Below are 19,868 nucleotides of genomic sequence, written 5' to 3'. Positions count from 1 at the left end.
GATGGATGAGCCGGGCGCAGGTGGGATACTTGCGGGTGTGGTGGAACCGCACGATATTCGCAAGTCGTTTCACGATGACCTGGACGACATCACCACCCGGTTGGTGGGCATGGCTGCGGTGGTGACCGAGACGATCCCCCGGGCCACCGAAACTCTGCTGGCCATCGACCTGGCCGAGGCGCAGGCCATCATCGACGACGACGACATCCTCGACAGCCTGATGTTGGAGTTGGAGGAGGCCTGCTACCGGGTACTGGCGCTGCAACAGCCGATGGCCGGCGACATGCGGGCCATCGTGGCGGCCATCCGCATGGTGTCGGAGATCGAGCGGTCGGGCGATCTGGCCGTCAACATCGCCAAGGCCACCCGGCGTCTGTACGGCATCACGATCACCCCTCGGTTGCGCGGCTTGATCGCCTCGATGGGCGAGGAGGCCACACGGCTCTACAGGCTGGCCATCCAGGCCTACGCCGAGGCCGACGCGCCGATGGCGGCGGCGCTGGACGACCTCGACGACCGGCTCGATTCTTTGCATCGCGACTACATCGCCGAGATTTTCGCCGCCCATGACGAGGAATGCCTGACCTTGCAGGAGGGCGTGCAGTTGGCGCTGATCGGCCGCTATTACGAACGTATCGGTGACCATGCGGTCAATATCGGTGAACGGGTCCGTTACATGGTGACCGGTTGGATGCCCGAGCAGAAGGGCGCTGCACGAGCCGCTCAGCGATCTGCGGGCGCGGTCGACGGGCCGTGAACCCGGGCTGCTGGGTGGCGTTGGCCATCCTGGCGGTGGTGTGTGCATACCTGGTGGGTGCGTTGCTGCGCACCAGATCGCTGCTTGCGGCGTCGCAGCAGCGAGCATTGCTGCCGACGAACGAGTCGCAGCCGGGGACCACAGACGAACGGTTGGGTCTTCAACGGGTGATCGATGCGCTGCCGGTGGCGGCGATCATCGTTGATGCCTCGGGCATTGTTCGCGTGAGCAACGCCGCTGGTGAACACCTGCTGGCGCCGCGTATCGAGTCCGCGTTTGTTGGGCGGGCGGTGCGGGGGGCCTTGGCGGAGGCAACGGAGGGGCGCCGGGTGAGACGCACCGAGGAACTGATCGGACCACCACTTGAGCGCTACCTCATCACGGCGGTTCCCCTTGATGGTGGCGGCGCGATGGCCGTGGTGCAGGACGACTCCGACGTGGCCCGCACCGAGGCGGTGCGGCGCGATTTTGTGGCCAACATCTCCCACGAGTTGAAGACGCCGGTCGGGGCGGTCGCTTTGCTGGCCGAGATGATGGCCGACGAGCCCGACCCGGCCACCGCCCGCCGCTTCGCCGCTCGAATCGAGGCCGAGGTGACACGACTGGGTAGTTCGGTCGACGACCTGCTGGAGCTCACGCAAATTGAGTTCGGGCTACCCGACGGCTCGGTTGTCGTCGCACTCGATGAGGTGATCGACGAGGTGCTCGCCCGCATCGCCTCGGTGGCAGAGGAACGCGAGCTTTCGGTTTGCGGTCCGGCCGAGCGGTCGGGGCTGTTGGTGCGGGGCGACCATCGCCAGTTGGGCTCGGCGCTGTTCAACCTGGTGGACAACGCGGTGAAGTACTCGGCCGACGGTGGGGATGTGGCGGTCGACGTTTACCGAAGCCACCCCGGCGACATCGTCGTCGAGGTGTCCGACTCGGGCATCGGCATTCCGGGCGTCGACCTCGAGCGGATCTTCGAGCGTTTCTACCGGGTGGACCGCTCGCGCGGACGGGACACCGGAGGCACCGGGCTGGGCCTGGCCATCGTGCGCCACGTCACCCAGAACCACGGCGGTTCGGTGGAGGTGACCTCCACCGAGGGTGTTGGCACCACCTTTACCGTGAGGTTGCCGGCGGTCCGAGCGGAGCGCCCATGAGCAGAGCGGAGCGCGCGAGCCAGGCGGTGATCCTGGTTGTGGAGGACGAGGAGTCCTACGTCGACGCGCTGACCGTTGGGTTGGGACGTGAGGGCTTTGAGGTGGTGGTTGCCCGAACCGGTGCTGAGGCCCTGACGCGTTTTTCCGAGGTCAACCCCGACCTGGTTCTGCTCGACGTGATGTTGCCCAACGTGTCGGGTCTGGACGTGTGCAGGGAGATCCGGGCGTCCTCGAACGTGCCGATCATCATGGTGACGGCCAAGAGTTCGGAGATCGACACGGTGGTCGGGTTGGAGGTGGGTGCCGACGACTACGTGACCAAGCCCTACCGTCTTCGGGAGTTGGTGGCCCGCATCGGTGCGGTGATGCGTCGACGTTCGCCGACCCCGGTCGATGGCGAGCGTGACACGGACGGCGCGATGCATGATCCTCTGGCCGACCGTCTGGTCGGCGGGGACGTCACCGTCGACCTCGACCGTCATGAGGTGACCGTGCGGGGAGAGCCGGTGAACCTGCCGCTGAAGGAGTTCGACCTGCTGACCGTGCTGCTTGAGAACCCGGGCCGGGTGCTGTCGAGGGCGACCCTGATCGATCGGGTGTGGGGCGGGGACTACGTGGGTGACACCAAGACCCTCGATGTGCACATCAAACGTCTACGCAGCCGGGTGGAACCCAACCCGTCGACCCCGGAGCGCATCGTCACCGTGCGTGGCGTCGGCTACAAGTTCCAGTCGGTGAGCTGAGCTCAAAATCGGCGAAACGGAGGGACTGCTCACGCGGTATTCCGTCATCCCAGCCTTGTGTGGCCCGGTTAGCCGTGCTGCCAGATGCGCTGTTTGATCGTGCGCTGGCCTGGCAGCGCCAGGTTGTCGAGCACGTCGATCTCTTCGGGCGTCAGGCTCCATCCGAGCGCGCCTGCGTTCTGGGTGGCCTGCTCAGCGTTCTTGGCGCCGGGGATGGGCACGGCGCCCTTGGCGATCAGCCAGGCGAGCGACACCTGGGCCGGGGAGCGATCGTGGGGTTCGCCGATGCGGGCCAGTTCGGCGGTGATCCGGTCGACCTGTTCCATCGGGTGGGCGGAGAACGTGCGCGACTTCGGTGGCGGGTTGGACGCTGAGTATTTGCCGGTGAGGCGACCCTGCCCAATGGGGGAGTAGGCCAGCGGCACGACGCCAAGGCGTCGGCAGGCTTCGATCAGCCCGGTGGTTTCCGGGCGGCGCCGCAGCAGCGAAAATTCGATCTGGTTGGAGGCCAGCGGCACACCGCGGGCGGCCAACTGGGCGTGCATCGAGCCCATCTCCCCCACCGAGTAGTTGGAGACGCCGACGGCGTCGCACAGCTTGGCCTCCACCACCTCGGCCAGCGCGTCGGCCAGCGCCGAGTGCGAGCGGAGGCTGACCGGCCCGTGCAGTTGGTACAGGTCCACCCGGTCGACGCCGAGGCGCTCGAGTGAACCCTCCAGCGCAGTGCGCAGGGCGGTGCGCACGTTGAGTTTCCAGGGGGACGGCATGAACTTGGTGGCCAGGATTGCCCGTTCGCGCCGGGCCTGGTCGTTGGCCAGCAGGCGGCCGATGATGCGCTCGCTCTCCCCACCGCCGTACACCTCGGCGGTGTCAAACAAGGTGACGCCCGCCTCCATTGACGCATCGAATGCTTCGGAGATCGTCTGCTCGGTCAGGTTGGTGTCGTAGCCGCCCATGCCCCAGGTGCTCATGTCGCCCCACGCCCAGGTGCCGACGCCGAGGGGGGCGCACGACCGGGACGATCCAGGAAAGGTGATCTGGGCCTGGGCGGACGGCTGGGAGGGGGGTTGCGTGGCGGGCATGGCCCAACGCTACCCAGAAGACCTGCGGGTCCGGTTCCGTGGGTCGGCTCTGTGGGGGCTACCCGGTCGAGGCCGCCTTCCAGAACGCCCGGTAGCTGGGGTAGGTGATCTCGGGGGTGATCCACCCGGCTGCCTCAAGCTCGGCGTGGTAGCGCGGCAGGTTGCGCCACGGCACGCCCATGTCGGTGTGATGGGCCAGGTGCCAGCCGGTGTTGTAGGGCGTGATCCAGCAGTCGGCAGTTCGACTCTGGTGGATGTGGTGGGTGGTGCGACGTCGGTCCTTCGACCGCTCCATGCCGCCGTGCTCGGCGATGGCCCGGAGCCGATTCAGCACCCGCCACAGCGTCATCCATGGCCCCAGCCACAACACCGGGTACGCCCACCATGCGCCGGTGGCAAGCGCGGTGACCACCCAGATCGCAGCCTGAACACCCAGGATCGAGCCGCCGATGCGGCGGCCCTCTGCGCTGCGCATCGACCGTAGGAGGGGCTTCAGGTTCTTCCAGCCCGAACTGCCCAGCGCATCGCGGGTCAGCTTGCGCCGCAATGACGCCCGGCTGATCGGGTAGCCGGCGTACAGCGCGATGTCGGGCTCGTCGGGACCGAACTCGTCCCGGTGGTGAGCGAAGTGGCTGCGGCGATACAGGGAGAACGGCACGAACCCGGGGCAGGCCAGCAGCCAGTTGCCGACGACGTCATTGGCTTGGCGGTTGCGAAACAACAGCCGATGAGCGGCCTCGTGGGCCAGGATCGCCAACCGGGCGAACATCGGGCCCATGAACACGAAGAGCGCTGCGAAACCCACGGGAGCGTCCCACCAGAACGCCGCTACCCAGGCGCCGACGATGACGGCCCACAGGCCCATGACGGTGCCGATGTTGCGGTAGGAAGCGACTCGGCGGAGGTCGTCGCGCAGCGGAGGCTTGGCTTTGCCCGACGCTGCCAGCCGGTCGGTGGGAAGGACGTCGGGTAGGGCCGAAGCCGGAGGCACCATTGAGTGGACCGGCCCGGCGGTCGCTCCGCCGGAGTCGGTGGGTGGCGCGGTCTCCATGGAGCAATGTTACGGGTACCGTAGGGAGATGCCGCTCATCGGAATGTACGTGCCCAGCCCCTGGGAACCGATCGCCACCCAGGTGGCCCAGTATGAGTCCAGCGGAGGTGAGGAGGGCGGCGAGATGGAGGGGGCGCCATGCGTGATCCTCACCACGCGTGGCCACAAGTCGGGCAACCTGCGCAAGACGCCCTTGATTCGGGTGGAACACGACGGCAGCTACGCGGTCGTCGCCTCGATGGGTGGGGCGCCGAACCATCCCGAGTGGTACCACAACCTGGCCGATGAGGCCGAGGCGACCATCCAGGACGGAGCCGAGGTGCACGAGTTGGTTGCCCGGGAGAGCGGTGGGAAGGAGAAGGCCACCTGGTGGAAACGGGCCACCGACGTGTGGCCGGCCTACGACGACTATCAGGCCTCGACCGACCGGGTGATTCCGCTGGTGCTCTTGGAGCGTGTCCAATGACGATCAAGGTGATCCAGTGGGCAACCGGCACGGTGGGCGAGCATGCCGTTCGGGGCATCGTCGCCCATCCACAGCTGGAGCTGGCAGGGCTGTGGGTGCACTCGGAATCCAAAGAGGGCATCGACGCCGGTGGGCTGGTGGGCATCGAACCCACCGGCGTGATCGCCACCCGCGATGCCGACGAGCTGCTGGCCTCCGACGCCGAGGTGGTCTGTTACACCGCCAACAGTGATCTTCGCCCCGACGGGGTCATCGACGACCTGGAACGCATGCTGCGCCTGGGCAAGAACGTGGTCAACACGTCGCACGTGCCGCTGCTGTTCCCCGAGTCGGCCGGGCCCGGCGTGGCCGACAGGCTGCGGGCCGCCGCCATCGAGGGTGGCGCCACCCTGTACACCTCGGGCATCGACCCGGGGTTTGGCAACGTGGGCGTCACCATTGGCGCTCTGGCGTTATGCAAGCAGGTGGACACGGTGCGAATGGTTGAAATCGTCAACTACGCCACCTGGAACAACCCGTTCACCATGTTTGAGATCATGGGGTTCGGTAAGGCCGACGAGGCCGAGTCGCTGCTGCTGGCCCAGGGCACCACGTCGATCGCATGGGGCCCGGTGATCGAGCTGGTGGCCCAGGCGGTCGGCCTGAGCTTCGATGAGATCGTCGAGCGCCACGAGGTGATCCACGCGGACGAGCCCATCGAGATCGCGTCGGGCTCCGTGCCCGTCGGAGGCATCTCCGGCATGCGCTTCGAGGTGGTCGGCATGATCGACGGTGTCGAGCGCATCGTGTTGGAGCACGTCACCCGGCTGCGAGACGAGGACCGGCCCGACTGGCCCCAGGGCTCGGGCTATCGCATCGAGATCACCGGCGACCCCAACGTCACCCTCGAGTTGGGGTTGAGCTCGCCCAACGGCGACCACAACTTTGCCGGATGCCTGGCCACCGCCATGCACGTGCTGAACGCCGTCCCGGCCGTGGTGGCCGCCGAGCCCGGTTTGGTGACCATGCTCGATCTGCCGGTGTACTCGGCGGATGCCACCGGAGGAGCGACGGGCGGAGCATCGCGGTGAGCATTGACGCCGGCATCCAGGTGGGCGTCGTCTACCCGCAGATTGAATTGAACGGCGACCCCGAAGCGGTGCGGTCGCTCGCCGACGCTGTTGAGGCCCAGGGTTACCGGCACCTGGTGGCCTATGACCACGTGCTGGGCGCCGATCACGCGAACCGAGAGCCAGAGCTCACCGGCCCCTACGACGAGGATGATCCATTTCACGATCCGTTCGTGTTGTTTGCCTATCTGGCCGGTCGCAGCGAGACGCTGGAGTTTGCGTCCGGCATCCTGATCCTGCCCCAACGTCAAACGGCCCTGGTGGCCAAGCAGGCCGCCGACCTGGCGGTGCTCTCGGGTGATCGATTTCGCATGGGCGTGGGCGTTGGTTGGAACCCGGTGGAGTACGACGCGCTCGGCGAGGACTTCTCCACCCGGGGCAGGCGGGCCGACGAGCAGATCGGCCTGCTGCGTCGCTACTGGAGCGAGCGCACCGTCAGTTTTGCGGGGCGTTTCGACCGGGTGGACCGTGCCGGCATCCTGCCCCGCCCGCTTCAGCCGGTGCCGGTGTGGATCGGCGGCTTCGGAGACGCGTCGCTGCGTCGAGCGGTGGCGCTTGGTGACGGGTTCATCTTCGGTGGGCCACGCATCGGTGTGCAGCGGTCGTGGGAGCGGTTGAAGGACCTGCTCCATGAGGCCGGGCGACCGCTGGACGGGTTTGGTGCCGAGTACCTGATCCTGTCGAACAAGGGCCCAGGAGACGTGGCTGCCAAGGTGCAGCAGTGGCGTGCCTCGGGCGGGACCCACGCCGGTATCGTCACCATGGGGCTCGGGTTGGATTCCACCGAGGCCCACATCGATTATCTGGGCTTGGTCGCCGCCGCGCTGAGCTAGTTCGACCCCGCTGTCGGGGGTTCGCAGCGGACGCCGGGGGGCACGCTGTCAAGGTTTGGGTTCTCGCTGCGGGAGCGCTTGGTCTCCCAAAAGCCGGGCGTCCGGGCCAACGTGACGAAGGCGTCCCAGGCCTCGACGGCCGCGTCGCCGGTGGGCACGTTGGACATCACCGGACCGAAGAGTCCAACCCGCTCGCCGTCGGTGTCGTCAAAGGCGATCAGGGGTGTGCCGACGTCCTCCCCGGTGAGGTCCAACGCCGCGTCCATTGACGCTCGGATGGCGTCGTCGTAGGTCTCGTCGTCAAGAGCCGCCGCCAAGGCTGGGTCGAGCCCCAGCGCTTCCAGATCGTCGGCCACGTGGAAGTCGATGCTCTCCTCGTGATGGATGTGGGTGCCGAAGCGGGTGTAGAGCTCGCCGACGCGATCCTCGTGCCCGGCCTCTCGCACGGCTTCGACCACCCGGAGCAGGTTGCGGCTCCACAGGGTGGGCTCGTACAGCCTGTGGTCGGGGTCGGGGTTGTTCTTGAAGAACAGGCTGATCGAGCGCCACGTGATCTCCAGGTCGCGCTTGGGGACCACGGTCTCCACCCAGCGCGACGTGAGCCAGCACCAGGGGCAGGCGGGGTCAAACCAGAAATCGATCTTCACGGGGAGTCCTTCGGGAATGGGAACAACGGTCAGTGCCTGTGAAGTGTGCCTTGCCCGAGCGGCCTGCACCCACCCGGGGGTCGTGATCCTGCGGTCCACCTCGTCGAGCCAGGCGGCGAAGAGGTTGTGTGCGGCGGACGCGAGTTCGTCTTCGGCGTCGCGAAGTTGCGTGGCGAACTCGGACTGGGTGACCCCGGCCCGGTCGAGCACCGGGCCGACGAGTGACTGTGCCCAGTCGATGGCCGTGTCGGCGTCGGTTTCGGGGTGAAATTGCACGCCAAGTGCCGAACCGATGCGAAATGCCTGCTGGTAGTCGTCGGTTCGCGCCATCAGGGTGGCGTCCGGAGGCAGTTCGAAGGTGTCGCCGTGCACGGCGAACACCCGGGGTCCTGCCTTGGCAACCACCGGGTCGACCTGTCCGGCGTCGGTCAGGTGCAGGTTGAGGACCCCGGCCTCCAACCGGCCCTCGGCCCGGTATGCCCGCCCACCGGTGGCGTCGGCCAACAGTTGCGAGCCGAGGCAGATGCCCAACAGCGGCACCTGGGCGCCAACCACCTGTGCGATCCAACACTTCTCATCGATCAGCCACGGGTGGGCGAACTCCTCGTAGGCGCCCATCGAGCCACCGAGCACGATCACGCCGTCCACCTGGTTGTCGGCTTCGCCGCCGGCATCATCACGGTCTGCGACGACGGGGAACGGGTCACCATTCGCGGGCCGGACGGTGGTCACCCGGTGCTCGACCAGGTGGGGGGCCAGACGCCCGACCGAGGCCGCTGCCTCGTGCTCGACCACGATCAGGTGCACGGCTCAGCCCGTGTAGGCGGAGGTCTGGGAGTCCACCGCGGTCTGAATATCGCCCATCACCAGGCTGATGTCCACCAGGTGCAGGCCCCACTGGGGCGACAGGTCGCCACCGATGTTGTCGGCCCGCGGGTCGGCAGGGTCGCCGTTGACGGTGATCTCCAGCCAGTCGGCGGAGTCGTTGGAGGCGCAGGCGCCGCTGGTGAGGCCGGGCAGCGTGACGAACGGGGTGTCGACCACGCCCACCTTGGGATCCACCCATGAGTTCTCCACAGTGGGAGTTGCGGGCGGTCCGGCCTGACCGCCGGCCAGGATGGTGGCGCTCCGATCGGCGGGAAAGAAGCCGTGCAGGTTGGTTGATCCGCTCGCCAGCTTGGCCGGGCTGACGCATCCGGCCCGCATGCCCGCCTCGGTCGTTCGGCCGAAGATGGCATCGTCGGGTGGTGGGGCGGTGGAACGGAAGGTGGACCACGTCACGACACAGCCGGCCTCGTCGGCCTTGGAGCACAGCGCGATGTGCTTGAAGTCGCCCCCGACGAGCTTGCCCTTCGGGACCGCAACGGAGCCTCCGGCGAGGTAGGCCGACACCAGGTGTGAGCGCACGTCGTCGTTGGGGTCGACCTCCTCCTCAATCAGACGCTTGAGCATGCCTGCGCCCTGGGAGTGGCCGATCAGCACCACGCCCCGGCCGTCGTTGGCCTGCGCCATGTAGCTCTTCCAGGCGTCCAATATGTCGTCGTATGCGATGTCCCAAGCATCGGGCGACGCCTTGCCGGTCAGCCCTGCCAAGGTGACCTGGCGGTAGACGGGCGCAAAGACCCGGCATTGCTCGCCCAAACGGGCGACCTGATTGCGGGCTGCGTAGCCCTCCTGCTCGGGCGAAGGGTTGAGGTCGCTGTTGGAGCCCGGGTCGGCGCTGATGGTGGGGTAGACGTAGAAGCAGTCGACCGGCGCGTTCTTCGCCGGAGTCCAGGGGATCACCTTGGTTGACCCGTCGGCGTTGACCTGGGTGGCGTCCATGTCGTCGTCGCACAGGTCGTCGGCGTCTGGATGGCACAGCCAGTTGTTGGTGCCCGCATACTGCTGAGGCGTGTACTTGGAGTACCGCTTCAACGTGCCCGCGTCGACGCTGCCATCGGTTGTGGCGGTTGTGGCGGTTGTGGCGGTTGTGGCGGTTGTGGCGGTTGTGGCGGTTGAGTTCGCGGTCTCGTTCGCCGAGTCGTCGCCGGCGCACCCGGAGGCGATCAGTGCAAGAGCTGCGATGACGGGGAGGAATCGCTTGATCATCGGATGATCCTACGGGCCCGGGCGGTGGCCCGAGAGTGCGTCTGCCAGGGCGAGGAGCCGCTGGGGTCGCAGCCGGAACCAGGCCCGACGGCCCCGCTGCTCGCGCTCGAGGATGCCGCCCGCCACCAACTGGCTGGTGATGGCTGACCGTCGGCTGGGAACGCCCCAAGGGCTCGGTGAGGTCGCAGGCACAATCCTCGCCCCCCGGAGCCGATCAACATCTCTAGGAATCTGGGCAGTTCCCATGCGTCTGCAACTCGCACTCGACGTCACTGACCTGGACGCGGCCATCGGCTTCTACGGCCGCATGTTTGACGCCGAACCGGCTCGGGTTCGGCCGGGCTACGCCAACTTCGTCATCGGGTACCCGTCGCTCAAGCTGGTGCTGTTCGAGGCCGTTGACGACACCGAGTGCTGCTACGCCGCCACGACCGAGACCTGGGTGGACGGCCCCGACGGGCTGGCGTGGGAGTACTACGTGCGCGCGGGAGATAGCGAGGTGTTGACGAACCGGGTGGTCGGTGACGGCGAATCAGCGTGTTGGGCCCCGGCCTCGGCAGAGCACCTGACACCACGACCGTTGGTGCTTACCAGCGCACCTCGGACCGGGACTGCTCGGACTGGGGCTGCCCGGACCCGGACTGCCCGGACTGGGGCTGACCGCCCTCAGACTGGTTTTCGACGCTGAGCGTGACCGTGCCATGGGAGATGTCGCAGTGGTGCTCGAAAAGTTCGCGGACGTGTTCCGAGATCGAGTGCTGGGCCTCGGCGTCGACCACCACCAGATGAACCGAGGCGGCATCCAGCTCGGAGCTGAGCGTCCAGACACGTAGGTCGCGCACGTCGACCACGCCCTCGAAGCGGCGAAGCGTTTGCTCCAACTCGCCCACGTCGAGATCGGGTGGGGTGTCCCTCAGCAGGATTCGCATGGCGTGGCGGCCAAGCCGGTGGGCCCGCGGGACCAGCCACAGGGCCAGGGCCACGCCGACCACGGAGTCGGCCCATGCCCATCCCAGCACGTCGAGCATGAGCGCAGCGACGATGACGCCCATCGTGTCGAGCGTGTCGGCCAGCACCTCCAGGGAGTCGCCGGAGAGGTTGAGCGACACCCGGTCGCCCTCCCGGAGCAACACGAAGGTGGCGAGGTTGACCAGCAGCCCGGCGGTCGCCACCACAAGCATGCCCAACCCTCGAACGCCGGACTCGCCAAAGAGCCGTCCGATGCCGTCGACCACGACGTAGACGGCCACGGCGGCGAGGGCCACCGACGTGATGAACGCCGCCGCCATCTCCAAGCGGTACGGCCCCAAGACGCGCGAGGTGGCCGAGGGATCGATCCGATGGCGTCGTCGCTGACGTTCGACGAGGCCGATCGCTGAGAGGGCCATGCCCATGCCGACCACGTCGGCGAGCATGTGGCCCGCGCCGGCCCACAGGGCCAGCGAGTCGGTGAGGATGGCGGCGACCACCTCGGCCACCAGGAAGACCGCCGACAGCCCGAACGCCACCACCAGTCGATTGCGGTGTCGCCTGGATGACTTGTCCAGCGGCACGACGGAACCCGGGTCGCCGTGGTTCGTCAACGCTGAGCCCGTTGTCCCGCCCGCATCATGGGTCAGACGGTACAGCCTTCGCGGGCATGGTGAGGTTGGCGGCGTCGACCAGCTCGGCCATCGACGTGGCACATCCGATGTCGGTGGTGGCGGGAACCAGGATGACCTCGTCGACGGCGCCGGTGGCTGCCAGCGCCTCGATGCGCTCCCTCAGCACGCTGTCGTCGTGCAACTGCGTGGCCTCTGCGGTCGCCGAGGAGAAGCGGCGGCCGAACACGGCCAGGTACGCGGCGGTGAACGAGGCGAGCGTGGCGGCGGCATCGTGGCCGAGCGATGCAAAGCACGCCACCTTGAACTTCGGACGGACGGCCGTTCCGGCGGTCGTCCAGGCGTCGGCCGTGCGCCTCGCGCCGTCGAGCACCGCGTCGACGTCGAGGTTGAAGTCGAACCAGCTGTTGCCGTCGGCCCACCGGGCCGCACGGGCCAGCGCCTTGGGGCCGCTTGCGCTTGCGAACAGCCGCGGCCCACCGGGTTGGAACACCGGTGGGCCCAGCGGGGGAGCGCCTTCCAGTACGGTCTCGCCCGCCCACCACCGCCGCAGCTCGGCAACCTGGTCGTCGAGGCGCTGATGGCGTCCGGCCCAGGGCGCGCCCAGGGCGTCGTAGTCCTCCCGGCGCCCACCAACGCCAAGCCCGAGCTCCACCCGCCCGTCGGTCAGGACGTCCAGGGTGGCCACCTGCTTGGCGAGCAACGCGGTGGCGTGCCACGGGGCCACCGCCAGGTTGAGGAAGATCGTGGCGCGGTCGCACCGGCCGGCTGCCGCGCCCAGCGTCGTGATCATCTCAGGGTTGTGGAAGGTCATGCGTTCACCACAGCTGACCGAGCTGAAAGGGCCGTCATCGATCAGGTCGCACCAGTTGACCAGCGTGGATCGGTCCCAGCCCGTCGCCATGGTGGGCAGCGCCAGGCCCACGGTCATCGTTGGGCGTTGGGCGGAGGAGGCGACGGCGGAGGCCGCGGCGCCGATGTCGCCCGAACCGGGGTCGGGTTGGGTGGAAGCCATGGGCTGATCGTAGATGTGGTCGTAGCCTGAACGAGATGAGGGCCGACGATCTCCGCGAGCCGGCGTCTGAAAACGACCCCGCCGACGAGGGCGGCGACGCGCCGTGCTGGGCCCACCTGTTTGCTGGCGAGGACCCGATTGACGAGGACGTGATCGTCGGCGACGACGACCCGTCAGCGGGCGGCGGCTGAGGAGCCACCTTCGGAGGTGGGCGCAGAGGTGAGCGCCCGTCGAATCAGCCAGGCGGTGACCTCGTCGACTGCGGGCTCGAGCAGGCCCACCTCATCGGCCGCGACCCAGCGCAGCTCGTGGCTCTCGGCATTGCGTCGCTCGACCGCACCCTCGGGGGCGAGCACCAGGAACCTCAGGTCGAGGTGATCGTGGCAGCCGTCCTGTGGGTGACTGATCGTGTGGGCGTCGACGTCGATGGCTGGGAGCAGGATTCTCAGGCCGTCGATGCCCGACTCCTCGCTGGCCTCCCGGAGCGCCACCGAGGCCAGGTTGGTGTTGCCGTCGGCGTGACCGCCCATCTGGAGCCAGCGGCCCACCTTGGCGTGCAGCATCATCAGCGCCCGGGTGCCGTCGGCGCTGACGATGACGGCCGAACCGGTGAGGTGCGCCTCGGCGCAGCTGCGGTGGGCAGCATCGGGATGTTCGTCGATGAAGACCAAAATGTTGCGGCGGTGTGCAATCGCATCCGGCCGGTCCACCAGCGTGGCGTGGAGCTGGGTCCGGGTGACGTCGAGGTCGGAGGACTCGTCGAGTGCACCTGGGGGAGGGGCACTCAGCAACGAGCCCGGGTCGGAGGGGCTGGTCATGGGCTGAGTATCATGCCTTGTGCGGGTTGCGGAGGTGGCCATCGTGCCGACTGAGCAGAGAAGTGCCGACGCACGCGGGGCGGAGTTGGCCGGCCGGGCCATGGTGCCGACCACCGATGACGGTGGGCGCGGTGGAAGTGGCCGCATGGCCGCGCTGAGATCGCGCCTCGTCACGTGGGCCGGCGATCCCCTGTTTTGGGTCGGTTTGGCGGCCGCTGTGTTTGGCGTGGCGGCGAGGGCCTGGGTGATCGACGGGCCGATGGGCATTCCCGATCTGGATGCGGCCACCGTGGCAACCCAGGCCAATCAGTTTCTGGACGGCCGCCTGGGTGTGTTCTTCTTGAACCAGCCCTACGGCGGCACGCCCGAAGTGGCCCTGGTGGCCGGTGCCTTCGCCATCGGCGGCTCCAACGTGTTCATGCTCAAGCTGGTGCCGTTGGTGCTGCACGTGGTGGCGGTGGTGCTGTGCTGGAGGGTGGCCCGCAGGATCACCGAAGACCGCCTGGCCCGCCTCCTGGCGCCCTGCATCGCCTGGGTCTTTCCGGCCGGGATGGTGTGGAATTCCACCAAAGAGCGTGGCTTCTACGGAATTGCCATCGTGTTGGCTGCGCTCACGATGCTGCTGGCACTGCGTATCGACCAGGAGGACGCCGGGCCGGTCGACGTCATGGCGCTGGGGCTGGTGGCCGGGGTCGGCTGGTGGACCACGCCGCTGTTGGCACCGGTAGCGCTGGCCGCGGGCGGATGGGTGATCGCACGGTCGAAGCCGGCGCGCCGTCGGCTCCCAATCCTGATCAGCTCGACCGTGGTCGGGGCCGCCCCGTGGCTGGTGTGGAACGTCACCAACCGCTGGGAATCGCTGACCGGCGGTCGACTGAAGGGCCTCGATTGGTTGGATGGCGCCTCGGCATGGCTCCGCAGCCTCGGCCTGCTGAGCGGAACCGCCACTCCATGGGACCTGGACCGCAACCTGTTGCCGTGGTGGTTGGGTGCAGCGCTGCTGGGCCTCGCGCTGGCGGTGGCGTGGCGGCGAACCCGTCATGCGGTCGGATGGTTTCTGCCGGGAATTGTGATCGTGAGCGGGCTGACAGCCCCACTCAACCTGGTCCTGGCACTCAGCCCGGGTGCCCCTCGGTACCTGTACCCGTTGGTCCCGACGCTGGCCGTGGTGATCGCCGTGCTGGTGCCTCATCGGCGGCGCGGTGGCGACGCGTTGTGGGCCGTGGGGGTGGTGGCGTTGCTTGCGTCGACGACGGTGTGGGGCCTGCAAGGTATGGAGTCGTTGGCGAAGTACGACGTGCCCAACAGCTTCATCGCATCACCAGGCATCGAGCGGGTGGTGCGGTACTTGGAGAAGCGTGGCCACACGGTCGTCACCACCGACACCGCCGGCATGCAGATCCACTTTCTCTCCGGCGGCAAGATCATTGCCTCGTCCTTTGGTGCACCTCGGGTGGTGGAGTTCGAGCAGTTGGCATTGGCAGTGCCCGAAACCACCTTCGTGCTGGAGGACGGGGGGTTGAAGAACGCCAAGCGGCTGCAGGGCTGGGCCTATTTCAGTGGCACGCCGATTGCAGAGGAGGTGCACATCGGCAGCTATTGGGTGATCAGCTTCGATCAGCGGGTGACACCTCGCGAGGCGGGTCTGGTGGTGTACGGCGGCCGTCCGCCACCCGAGGCCGGTGGCGACGACGCGCCCCAGTAGCGCACAGGGGGTAGAACAGTGCCGAGGCCCGTCGGGCCGACACCACCAAGGGGTAGGCATGCAACTGGGAATGATCGGACTGGGCCGGATGGGGGCCGCCATGGTGCGGCGACTGATGAGCGCCGGTCACGAGTGCGTTGTGTACAACCTGGATCCTGAACCGGTGGAGGCGTTGGCGGCGGAGGGGGCCACCCCGTCGTCCTCCCTCGGCGAGTTCGTGTCGCTGCTGAAGCCCCGGCGGGTGGTGTGGGTGATGGTGCCTGCGGGAGCGGTGTCCGGAGTCGTCGACGAGCTGACCTCGCTGCTTGAAGCCGACGACATCGTGATCGACGGCGGCAACAGCTATTACCGGGACGATATGGCTCGGGCGGCCGACCTGGCCGATCAGGGCATTGCGTACGTCGATGCCGGCACGTCGGGGGGAGTCTTTGGTGAACAGCGTGGCTATTGCCTCATGGTCGGCGGCACCGACGATGCCGTGGGCCATATCGAGCCGATCCTGGCCGACCTGGCCCCCGGGGTGGAGGGGGTCGACCGGACACCGGGACGCACAGGAGAGCCCAGCCAGGCCGAACGCGGCTACCTGCACTGCGGCCCCCCGGGAGCCGGACACTTTGTGAAGATGGTGCACAACGGCATCGAGTACGGGCTGATGGCGGCCTACGCCGAAGGTTTCAACCTGTTGCATCACGCCAACATCGGCGCCCAGGAGGTGGACCTGGACGCCGAGACCACGCCGCTGCGTGAACCCGACGCCTATCGGTTCGACCTCGACGTACCCGAGATCGCCGAACTGTGGCGTCGGGGCAGCGTGATCCCGTCGTGGCTGCTGGACCTGACCGCCGCGTCCCTGGTTGAGGCCCCCACGCTGGACGGCTTTGCCGGGCGCGTGTCCGACTCGGGTGAGGGCCGCTGGACGGTGCTGTCCGCGGTGGAGACCGGTGTGCCCACGCCGGTGCTGTCGGCGGCGCTTTATGAGCGCTTCGCCAGCCGGGGCCGGGACGACTTTGCCAACAAGGTGCTCTCCGCCATGCGATATCAGTTCGGTGGTCACCACGAGAAGACCGATGACGGCACGGGGGTAGGGGCGTGAACGTGACCGAAGCCCCAGGCGGGCGGGGTCCGGCGGCCGCCGGGCTCACGGCGTGTGGCACAGCCGAGCATTCCGACGCCATCATCCTGTTTGGCCCCACGGGCGACCTGGCCCGCAAGAAGCTGTTTCCGGCGTTGTACGACCTGGCGTTGGCGGGCCGACTCAACGTGCCGATCGTCGGGGTGGCCAGCAGCGACTGGACGCTGGAGCAGTTGTGCGATCGGGTGCGGTCCTCACTGGAGGAGGAGGTGGACGGCGCGCTCGACCACGACGCGGTGGGTTGCATCGTCGACCGGCTGAGCTATGTGTCGGGGAACTACGGCGATGCCGACACGTTCGGCCGGGTCTCCGCAGCGTTGGACGGTGCAACCGCCCCGTTGGCCTACCTGGCCATCCCCCCCAGCCTCTTTGAAACCGTCGTGAAAGGCCTGGACGACATCGGGGCCAACCAGGCGGGACGGGTGGTTGTCGAGAAGCCGTTCGGCCGAGACCTGGCGAGCGCCCGGGAGCTCAATGCCACGCTGAACTCGTCCTACGACGACGAGCAGATCTTCCGCATCGACCATTTTCTGGGCAAGGAGCCCACGTTGGATCTGCTGGTGTTTCGCATGGCCAACGCCATGTTCCATCCCGCATGGGACCGCCACCACATCGCCAGCGTGCAGATCACGATGGCCGAGGACTTCGGTGTCGAGGGCCGGGGACGGTTCTATGAGGAGGTGGGCACCATCCGCGATGTAGTGCAGAATCACCTGCTTCAGGTTCTGGCCCTGGTTGCGATGGAGCCACCGATCGACACCAGCGCCCGGGAGTTGGCCGAAGAGAAGATGAAGGTGATGCGGGCGATGCGGACCGTTGATCCCAACGACGTGGTGCGGGGTCAGTACGACGGCTACCGGGGCGAGGACGGCGTGGCGGGGGATTCCCAGGTGGAGACCTATGTAGCGCTGCGCGCCTGGGTGGATTCGTGGCGCTGGGCGGGGGTGCCGTTCTACATCCGAGCCGGTAAGGCCATGGCGGTCACCGCCACCGAGGTGGTGGTGGAGTTCCAGAACCCCGCTCAGATGTTCTACGCCGATCCACAGGCCATACGTCCCCACTCCAACCACCTGCGGTTCCGCATGAAGCCGGGGGAGGGTGTGTCGCTGCTGGTGTCGGTGAAGGGCCCCGGCGAGTCGATCGTGTCGCAGGCGGTTGACATGCGCTACGAGTACGACTCGACGCGTGATGGCCCGCATCAGGAGGCCTACGCCCGGCTGATCGGGGATGCGCTGCGTGGGGATCAAACGCTGTTCGCACGGGCCCAGTCGGTGGAGGAGGCCTGGCGGGTGGTCGACCCGGTGGTTGCCTCCGCCCCGGCCGCCCTGCCCTATGCGGTGGGGAGTTGGGGGCCTGAACTGCATGAGGATCTGCGACCCGACGACCTGACGCGTCTCATGGCGGCCACGCCCGACGGTGGCTGGCATCACCCCCTGCTGCCCGACGGTGGTGTGAGTGATGTTGGTGTCGGGTGATGGCTGATTTGGAGGCGGTGGCCGCCGGTCCCGAACGGTTTGCCGTCCTGGCAGCCGAGACGACCGCCAGGATGTTGTCCCGTGCCGTCTCCCAGCGAGGTCGGGCGTCCGTGGGGTTCTCGGGTGGTTCGACGGTGGGCCCGGTGTTCGACGCGTTGGTGGCGCTGGCCACCCAACCGCCAACCGCCGACCTGTACGTCGATTGGGAACGCGTGTCGGTGGGCCAGGTGGACGAGCGGGTGGTGGCCCCTGCGCACCCCGATCGCAATGCAGCCGTGCTCTTGACCCGTCTCGTCGATGCCTTGCCGGTTCGACCGGCGTCGGTGGCGCTGCTGCCGGTGGAGGACGTCGAGGTGACGGACGCCGTCGGGGGCGGGCGTTGGCGTGACGAGGCCCGTCGTCGGCTCGTGCAGCTCGCCGGGGCTGAGACCCGCTTCGATGTGCTCCAGTTGGGGCTCGGCCCGGATGGACACACCGCCTCCTTGGTTCCGGGTGACCCGGTGCTGGACGTCGTCGATCGACCTGTGGCGCTGACCGGGCCGTACCAGGGCCACCGCCGCCTGACCCTGACCTATCCGGTGCTGAACGCGGCCAGGGCCCGGGTGTGGTGGGTTGTCTCTGGACAGGATCACACCAAGGCCCGGGCACTGCACTCGCTGGTGACGGGCGACGTCTCCGTGCCCGCCGGTCGGGTTGAGCGCGCCTCGACCGTCATCGTGACCGATGGCGATCCACCCGGCGGGTCGGATCGAACGTGACACCGCCGAGTGCACGATGAATGCTTCATGAGCGGGGCAACCGTCCGGTTGGACGCGTGGGTCTGGGCGGTGCGGATGGCCAAGACCCGCACCGCGGCAACCGACGCGGTCAAGGCGGGGCGGGTACGCCTGGACGGCGCTGCCGTGAAGGCGTCCACCAAGGTGTCGGTTGGCGACCGGGTGGAGGTGCGCAGGGGCGCCTGGCGTCTGGAGGTGGAGGTGGAGGTGGTCGAACTGCGCTCCAAACGCGTGGGCGCCCCGCTGGCCGAGGCAAGCTACCGGGTGCTGGCCGAGGATCGGCCGGAGCCCGCCGGGACGGCGGCCGCGTGGGCTCAACGCGATCCTGGCGCAGGGCGTCCGACCAAGCGGGACAGGCGGCAGATCGACCGATGGCGCCACGAGATCGGCGAGGTGTGAATCCGAGGTGGGCGGCGGCTCCGTGGTCGATGACCCTGGTTGGAGCCCAGACGGGGATCGTCACCAGATGGCGGCGGTCAGCCCCAGCCCCAATGCTGCGGCCGTCATGGTGAGCAGCAGGTTGGATGCCGCCACGGCCAGCGCCGCCGGCCAGCGATCGGCTTCGGCCAGCCGAATCGTCTCGACCGACGCGGTGGAGAAGGTGGTGAGCGCGCCGCAAAACCCGGTGCCCATGACGGCGACCGGGACCGCTCCCAATGTGCCGTAGCGGCTTGCTCCCACGATCACCCCGAGCATCAACCCACCGATCACGTTGACCGCCAGCGTGCCCAACGGCCAGGCGGTCAGTTCGTCGTCGCCAAAGCGTCGCTCCTGCACCCAGCGGTCGGTGACGAAGCGAAGGGGGGCGCCGAGTGCTCCGCCAATCCCAACCGCCAACCAGACCATCCTACGAGCGTAGGACGATGCCCGGTTCTACGCTCGTCGGTGATGACCCCGAACGAGCCCGCAGTTTCACCCGGCCTGCCCGTCGTCGACGCGGCGATCGACCCGGACCTGCTGGAGCGCCCGGATCAGGTACTGCGCCGGGAGGTGTGGCCCGGCCTCGAGGTGATGGTGGCGGTGAGCCTGGGCGGGGCCTTGGGGGCATTGGGAAGATACGGCCTGGCCCAGGCGGTGGCGACCGACGGCCTGGGTGTCCCCTGGGCGACGCTGATCGCCAACGTGGGCGGCAGCCTGTTGCTGGGTGTGCTCACCGCGGTTGCAATCGCACGGTTCCCCGACCATCAATATCTCCGGCCGTTTCTAGGGGTGGGCGTACTGGGCAGCTTCACCACCTACTCCACCTTCGCCGTCGAGCTCGACACCCGGCTGGGCCAGACTCACCTGGCCACTGCGTTGGGCTATGGGCTGCTCAGCGTGATGCTGGGGGTCGCCGCCGCTGCCGTCGGGTTGTGGCTGGGACGGACCGCCGTGCGTGACGAATGAGGCCTGCTGCACCGACGCACGACCGACATCGGTGGATGT

21 protein-coding genes are annotated in these 19,868 nt (G+C 68.0%); 13 read left to right on the top strand and 8 right to left on the bottom strand.

Features of this window, described 5'->3' with window-relative positions:
* Position 1: 1 nt before the first annotated feature.
* From phoU to MPARV_RS0104730, 3 genes are read left to right on the top strand one after another with little or no spacing between them, the layout of a single operon-like run.
* Complete coding sequence (phoU, locus tag MPARV_RS0104740; RefSeq protein ID WP_051011886.1) at positions 2–757, top strand: phosphate signaling complex protein PhoU; 756 nt, start codon at positions 2–4, stop codon at positions 755–757.
* The gene (locus tag MPARV_RS0104735; protein ID WP_012227060.1) at positions 754–1,899 is read left to right on the top strand and encodes a sensor histidine kinase; all 1,146 of its coding nucleotides are present in this window, start codon (positions 754–756) and stop codon (positions 1,897–1,899) included. Before phoU ends, MPARV_RS0104735 begins: the two co-directional genes overlap by 4 nt.
* Complete coding sequence (locus MPARV_RS0104730; protein WP_012227059.1) at positions 1,896–2,642, top strand: response regulator transcription factor; 747 nt, start codon at positions 1,896–1,898, stop codon at positions 2,640–2,642. The genes MPARV_RS0104735 and MPARV_RS0104730 overlap by 4 nt, the downstream gene beginning before the upstream one ends.
* Positions 2,643–2,710: 68 nt before the next feature.
* Here MPARV_RS0104730 and MPARV_RS0104725 read toward each other — a convergent pair whose 3' ends face one another.
* Both MPARV_RS0104725 and MPARV_RS0104720 read right to left on the bottom strand, forming a co-directional pair.
* The gene (locus tag MPARV_RS0104725) at positions 2,711–3,724 is read right to left on the bottom strand and encodes an aldo/keto reductase (RefSeq protein WP_012227058.1); all 1,014 of its coding nucleotides are present in this window, start codon (positions 3,722–3,724) and stop codon (positions 2,711–2,713) included.
* A 58-nt stretch (positions 3,725–3,782) separates the two neighbouring features.
* On the bottom strand, positions 3,783–4,775 hold the full coding sequence (locus MPARV_RS0104720) for a fatty acid desaturase family protein (protein ID WP_012227057.1): 993 nt from the start codon (positions 4,773–4,775) through the stop codon (positions 3,783–3,785).
* A gap of 28 nt (positions 4,776–4,803) precedes the next feature.
* Between MPARV_RS0104720 and MPARV_RS0104715 the strand changes: the two genes are divergently transcribed.
* The 3 genes from MPARV_RS0104715 to MPARV_RS0104705 are packed head-to-tail and all read left to right on the top strand — an operon-like array spanning position 4,804 to position 7,183.
* Positions 4,804–5,241, top strand: coding sequence for a nitroreductase family deazaflavin-dependent oxidoreductase (locus tag MPARV_RS0104715; RefSeq protein ID WP_012227055.1), 438 nt, complete (start codon positions 4,804–4,806; stop codon positions 5,239–5,241).
* Positions 5,238–6,311: an NAD(P)H-dependent amine dehydrogenase family protein gene (locus MPARV_RS0104710; RefSeq protein ID WP_020377421.1), complete on the top strand. Its 1,074-nt coding sequence runs from the start codon at positions 5,238–5,240 to the stop codon at positions 6,309–6,311. The genes MPARV_RS0104715 and MPARV_RS0104710 overlap by 4 nt, the downstream gene beginning before the upstream one ends.
* Positions 6,308–7,183 (top strand): LLM class F420-dependent oxidoreductase, encoded by an 876-nt coding sequence (locus MPARV_RS0104705; RefSeq protein ID WP_012227051.1) that lies wholly within the window; start codon positions 6,308–6,310, stop codon positions 7,181–7,183. Before MPARV_RS0104710 ends, MPARV_RS0104705 begins: the two co-directional genes overlap by 4 nt.
* Here the strand turns inward: MPARV_RS0104705 and MPARV_RS22220 are convergent.
* The 4 genes from MPARV_RS22220 to MPARV_RS0104680 all read right to left on the bottom strand — a co-directional run bounded on the left by MPARV_RS22220 (position 7,180) and on the right by MPARV_RS0104680 (position 12,537).
* Entirely contained in the window at positions 7,180–8,637 is a 1,458-nt protein-coding gene (locus tag MPARV_RS22220; protein WP_020377420.1) for a mycothiol-dependent nitroreductase Rv2466c family protein, read from the bottom strand. The genes MPARV_RS0104705 and MPARV_RS22220 overlap by 4 nt on opposite strands.
* Positions 8,638–8,640: 3 nt before the next feature.
* Entirely contained in the window at positions 8,641–9,921 is a 1,281-nt protein-coding gene (locus MPARV_RS0104695) for a DUF3089 domain-containing protein (protein WP_020377419.1), read from the bottom strand.
* A 587-nt stretch (positions 9,922–10,508) separates the two neighbouring features.
* Entirely contained in the window at positions 10,509–11,504 is a 996-nt protein-coding gene (locus MPARV_RS0104685; protein WP_020377417.1) for a cation diffusion facilitator family transporter, read from the bottom strand.
* A gap of 25 nt (positions 11,505–11,529) precedes the next feature.
* Positions 11,530–12,537 carry an LLM class flavin-dependent oxidoreductase gene (locus MPARV_RS0104680; RefSeq protein WP_012227043.1) on the bottom strand — a complete coding sequence of 336 codons (1,008 nt, stop codon included), beginning with the start codon at positions 12,535–12,537 and terminating at the stop codon, positions 11,530–11,532.
* Positions 12,538–12,572: 35 nt separating this feature from the next.
* Between MPARV_RS0104680 and MPARV_RS24550 the strand changes: the two genes are divergently transcribed.
* Entirely contained in the window at positions 12,573–12,728 is a 156-nt protein-coding gene (locus tag MPARV_RS24550) for a hypothetical protein (protein ID WP_012227041.1), read from the top strand.
* Here the strand turns inward: MPARV_RS24550 and MPARV_RS0104670 are convergent.
* A complete protein-coding gene (locus tag MPARV_RS0104670) occupies positions 12,711–13,355 on the bottom strand; it encodes an NUDIX hydrolase (protein ID WP_012227039.1) in 645 nt (214 codons plus the stop codon). The two genes, MPARV_RS24550 and MPARV_RS0104670, sit on opposite strands and share 18 nt — an antisense overlap.
* Positions 13,356–13,398: 43 nt before the next feature.
* Between MPARV_RS0104670 and MPARV_RS0104665 the strand changes: the two genes are divergently transcribed.
* Genes MPARV_RS0104665 through MPARV_RS0104645 form a run of 5 tightly spaced genes read left to right on the top strand, consistent with a single transcriptional unit; the run spans position 13,399 to position 18,842 of the window.
* Positions 13,399–15,060, top strand: coding sequence for a glycosyltransferase family 39 protein (locus MPARV_RS0104665; RefSeq protein ID WP_157789459.1), 1,662 nt, complete (start codon positions 13,399–13,401; stop codon positions 15,058–15,060).
* A gap of 58 nt (positions 15,061–15,118) precedes the next feature.
* Positions 15,119–16,153 (top strand): phosphogluconate dehydrogenase (NAD(+)-dependent, decarboxylating), encoded by a 1,035-nt coding sequence (gene gnd, locus MPARV_RS0104660; protein ID WP_012227022.1) that lies wholly within the window; start codon positions 15,119–15,121, stop codon positions 16,151–16,153.
* Between the two features lie 2 nt (positions 16,154–16,155).
* On the top strand, positions 16,156–17,667 hold the full coding sequence (gene zwf / locus MPARV_RS0104655; RefSeq protein ID WP_081582169.1) for a glucose-6-phosphate dehydrogenase: 1,512 nt from the start codon (positions 16,156–16,158) through the stop codon (positions 17,665–17,667).
* Positions 17,667–18,425 carry a 6-phosphogluconolactonase gene (locus MPARV_RS0104650; protein WP_012227018.1) on the top strand — a complete coding sequence of 253 codons (759 nt, stop codon included), beginning with the start codon at positions 17,667–17,669 and terminating at the stop codon, positions 18,423–18,425. Before zwf ends, MPARV_RS0104650 begins: the two co-directional genes overlap by 1 nt.
* Before the next feature lie 27 nt (positions 18,426–18,452).
* Complete coding sequence (locus MPARV_RS0104645) at positions 18,453–18,842, top strand: RNA-binding S4 domain-containing protein (RefSeq protein WP_012227015.1); 390 nt, start codon at positions 18,453–18,455, stop codon at positions 18,840–18,842.
* Between the two features lie 60 nt (positions 18,843–18,902).
* Here MPARV_RS0104645 and MPARV_RS0104640 read toward each other — a convergent pair whose 3' ends face one another.
* The gene (locus MPARV_RS0104640; RefSeq protein WP_020377415.1) at positions 18,903–19,289 is read right to left on the bottom strand and encodes a fluoride efflux transporter FluC; all 387 of its coding nucleotides are present in this window, start codon (positions 19,287–19,289) and stop codon (positions 18,903–18,905) included.
* Positions 19,290–19,331: 42 nt separating this feature from the next.
* On the opposite strand from MPARV_RS0104640, the gene MPARV_RS0104635 reads away from it, so the two are divergent.
* A complete protein-coding gene (locus tag MPARV_RS0104635; RefSeq protein WP_012227011.1) occupies positions 19,332–19,829 on the top strand; it encodes a fluoride efflux transporter FluC in 498 nt (165 codons plus the stop codon).
* Positions 19,830–19,868: the final 39 nt, after the last annotated feature.

The organism is Candidatus Microthrix parvicella Bio17-1, assembly GCF_000299415.1.
Classification (GTDB): domain Bacteria; phylum Actinomycetota; class Acidimicrobiia; order Acidimicrobiales; family Microtrichaceae; genus Microthrix; species Microthrix parvicella.
The sequence above is the reverse complement of the archived record's forward strand: the minus strand, read 5'-3'. Positions and strand labels throughout refer to the sequence as shown.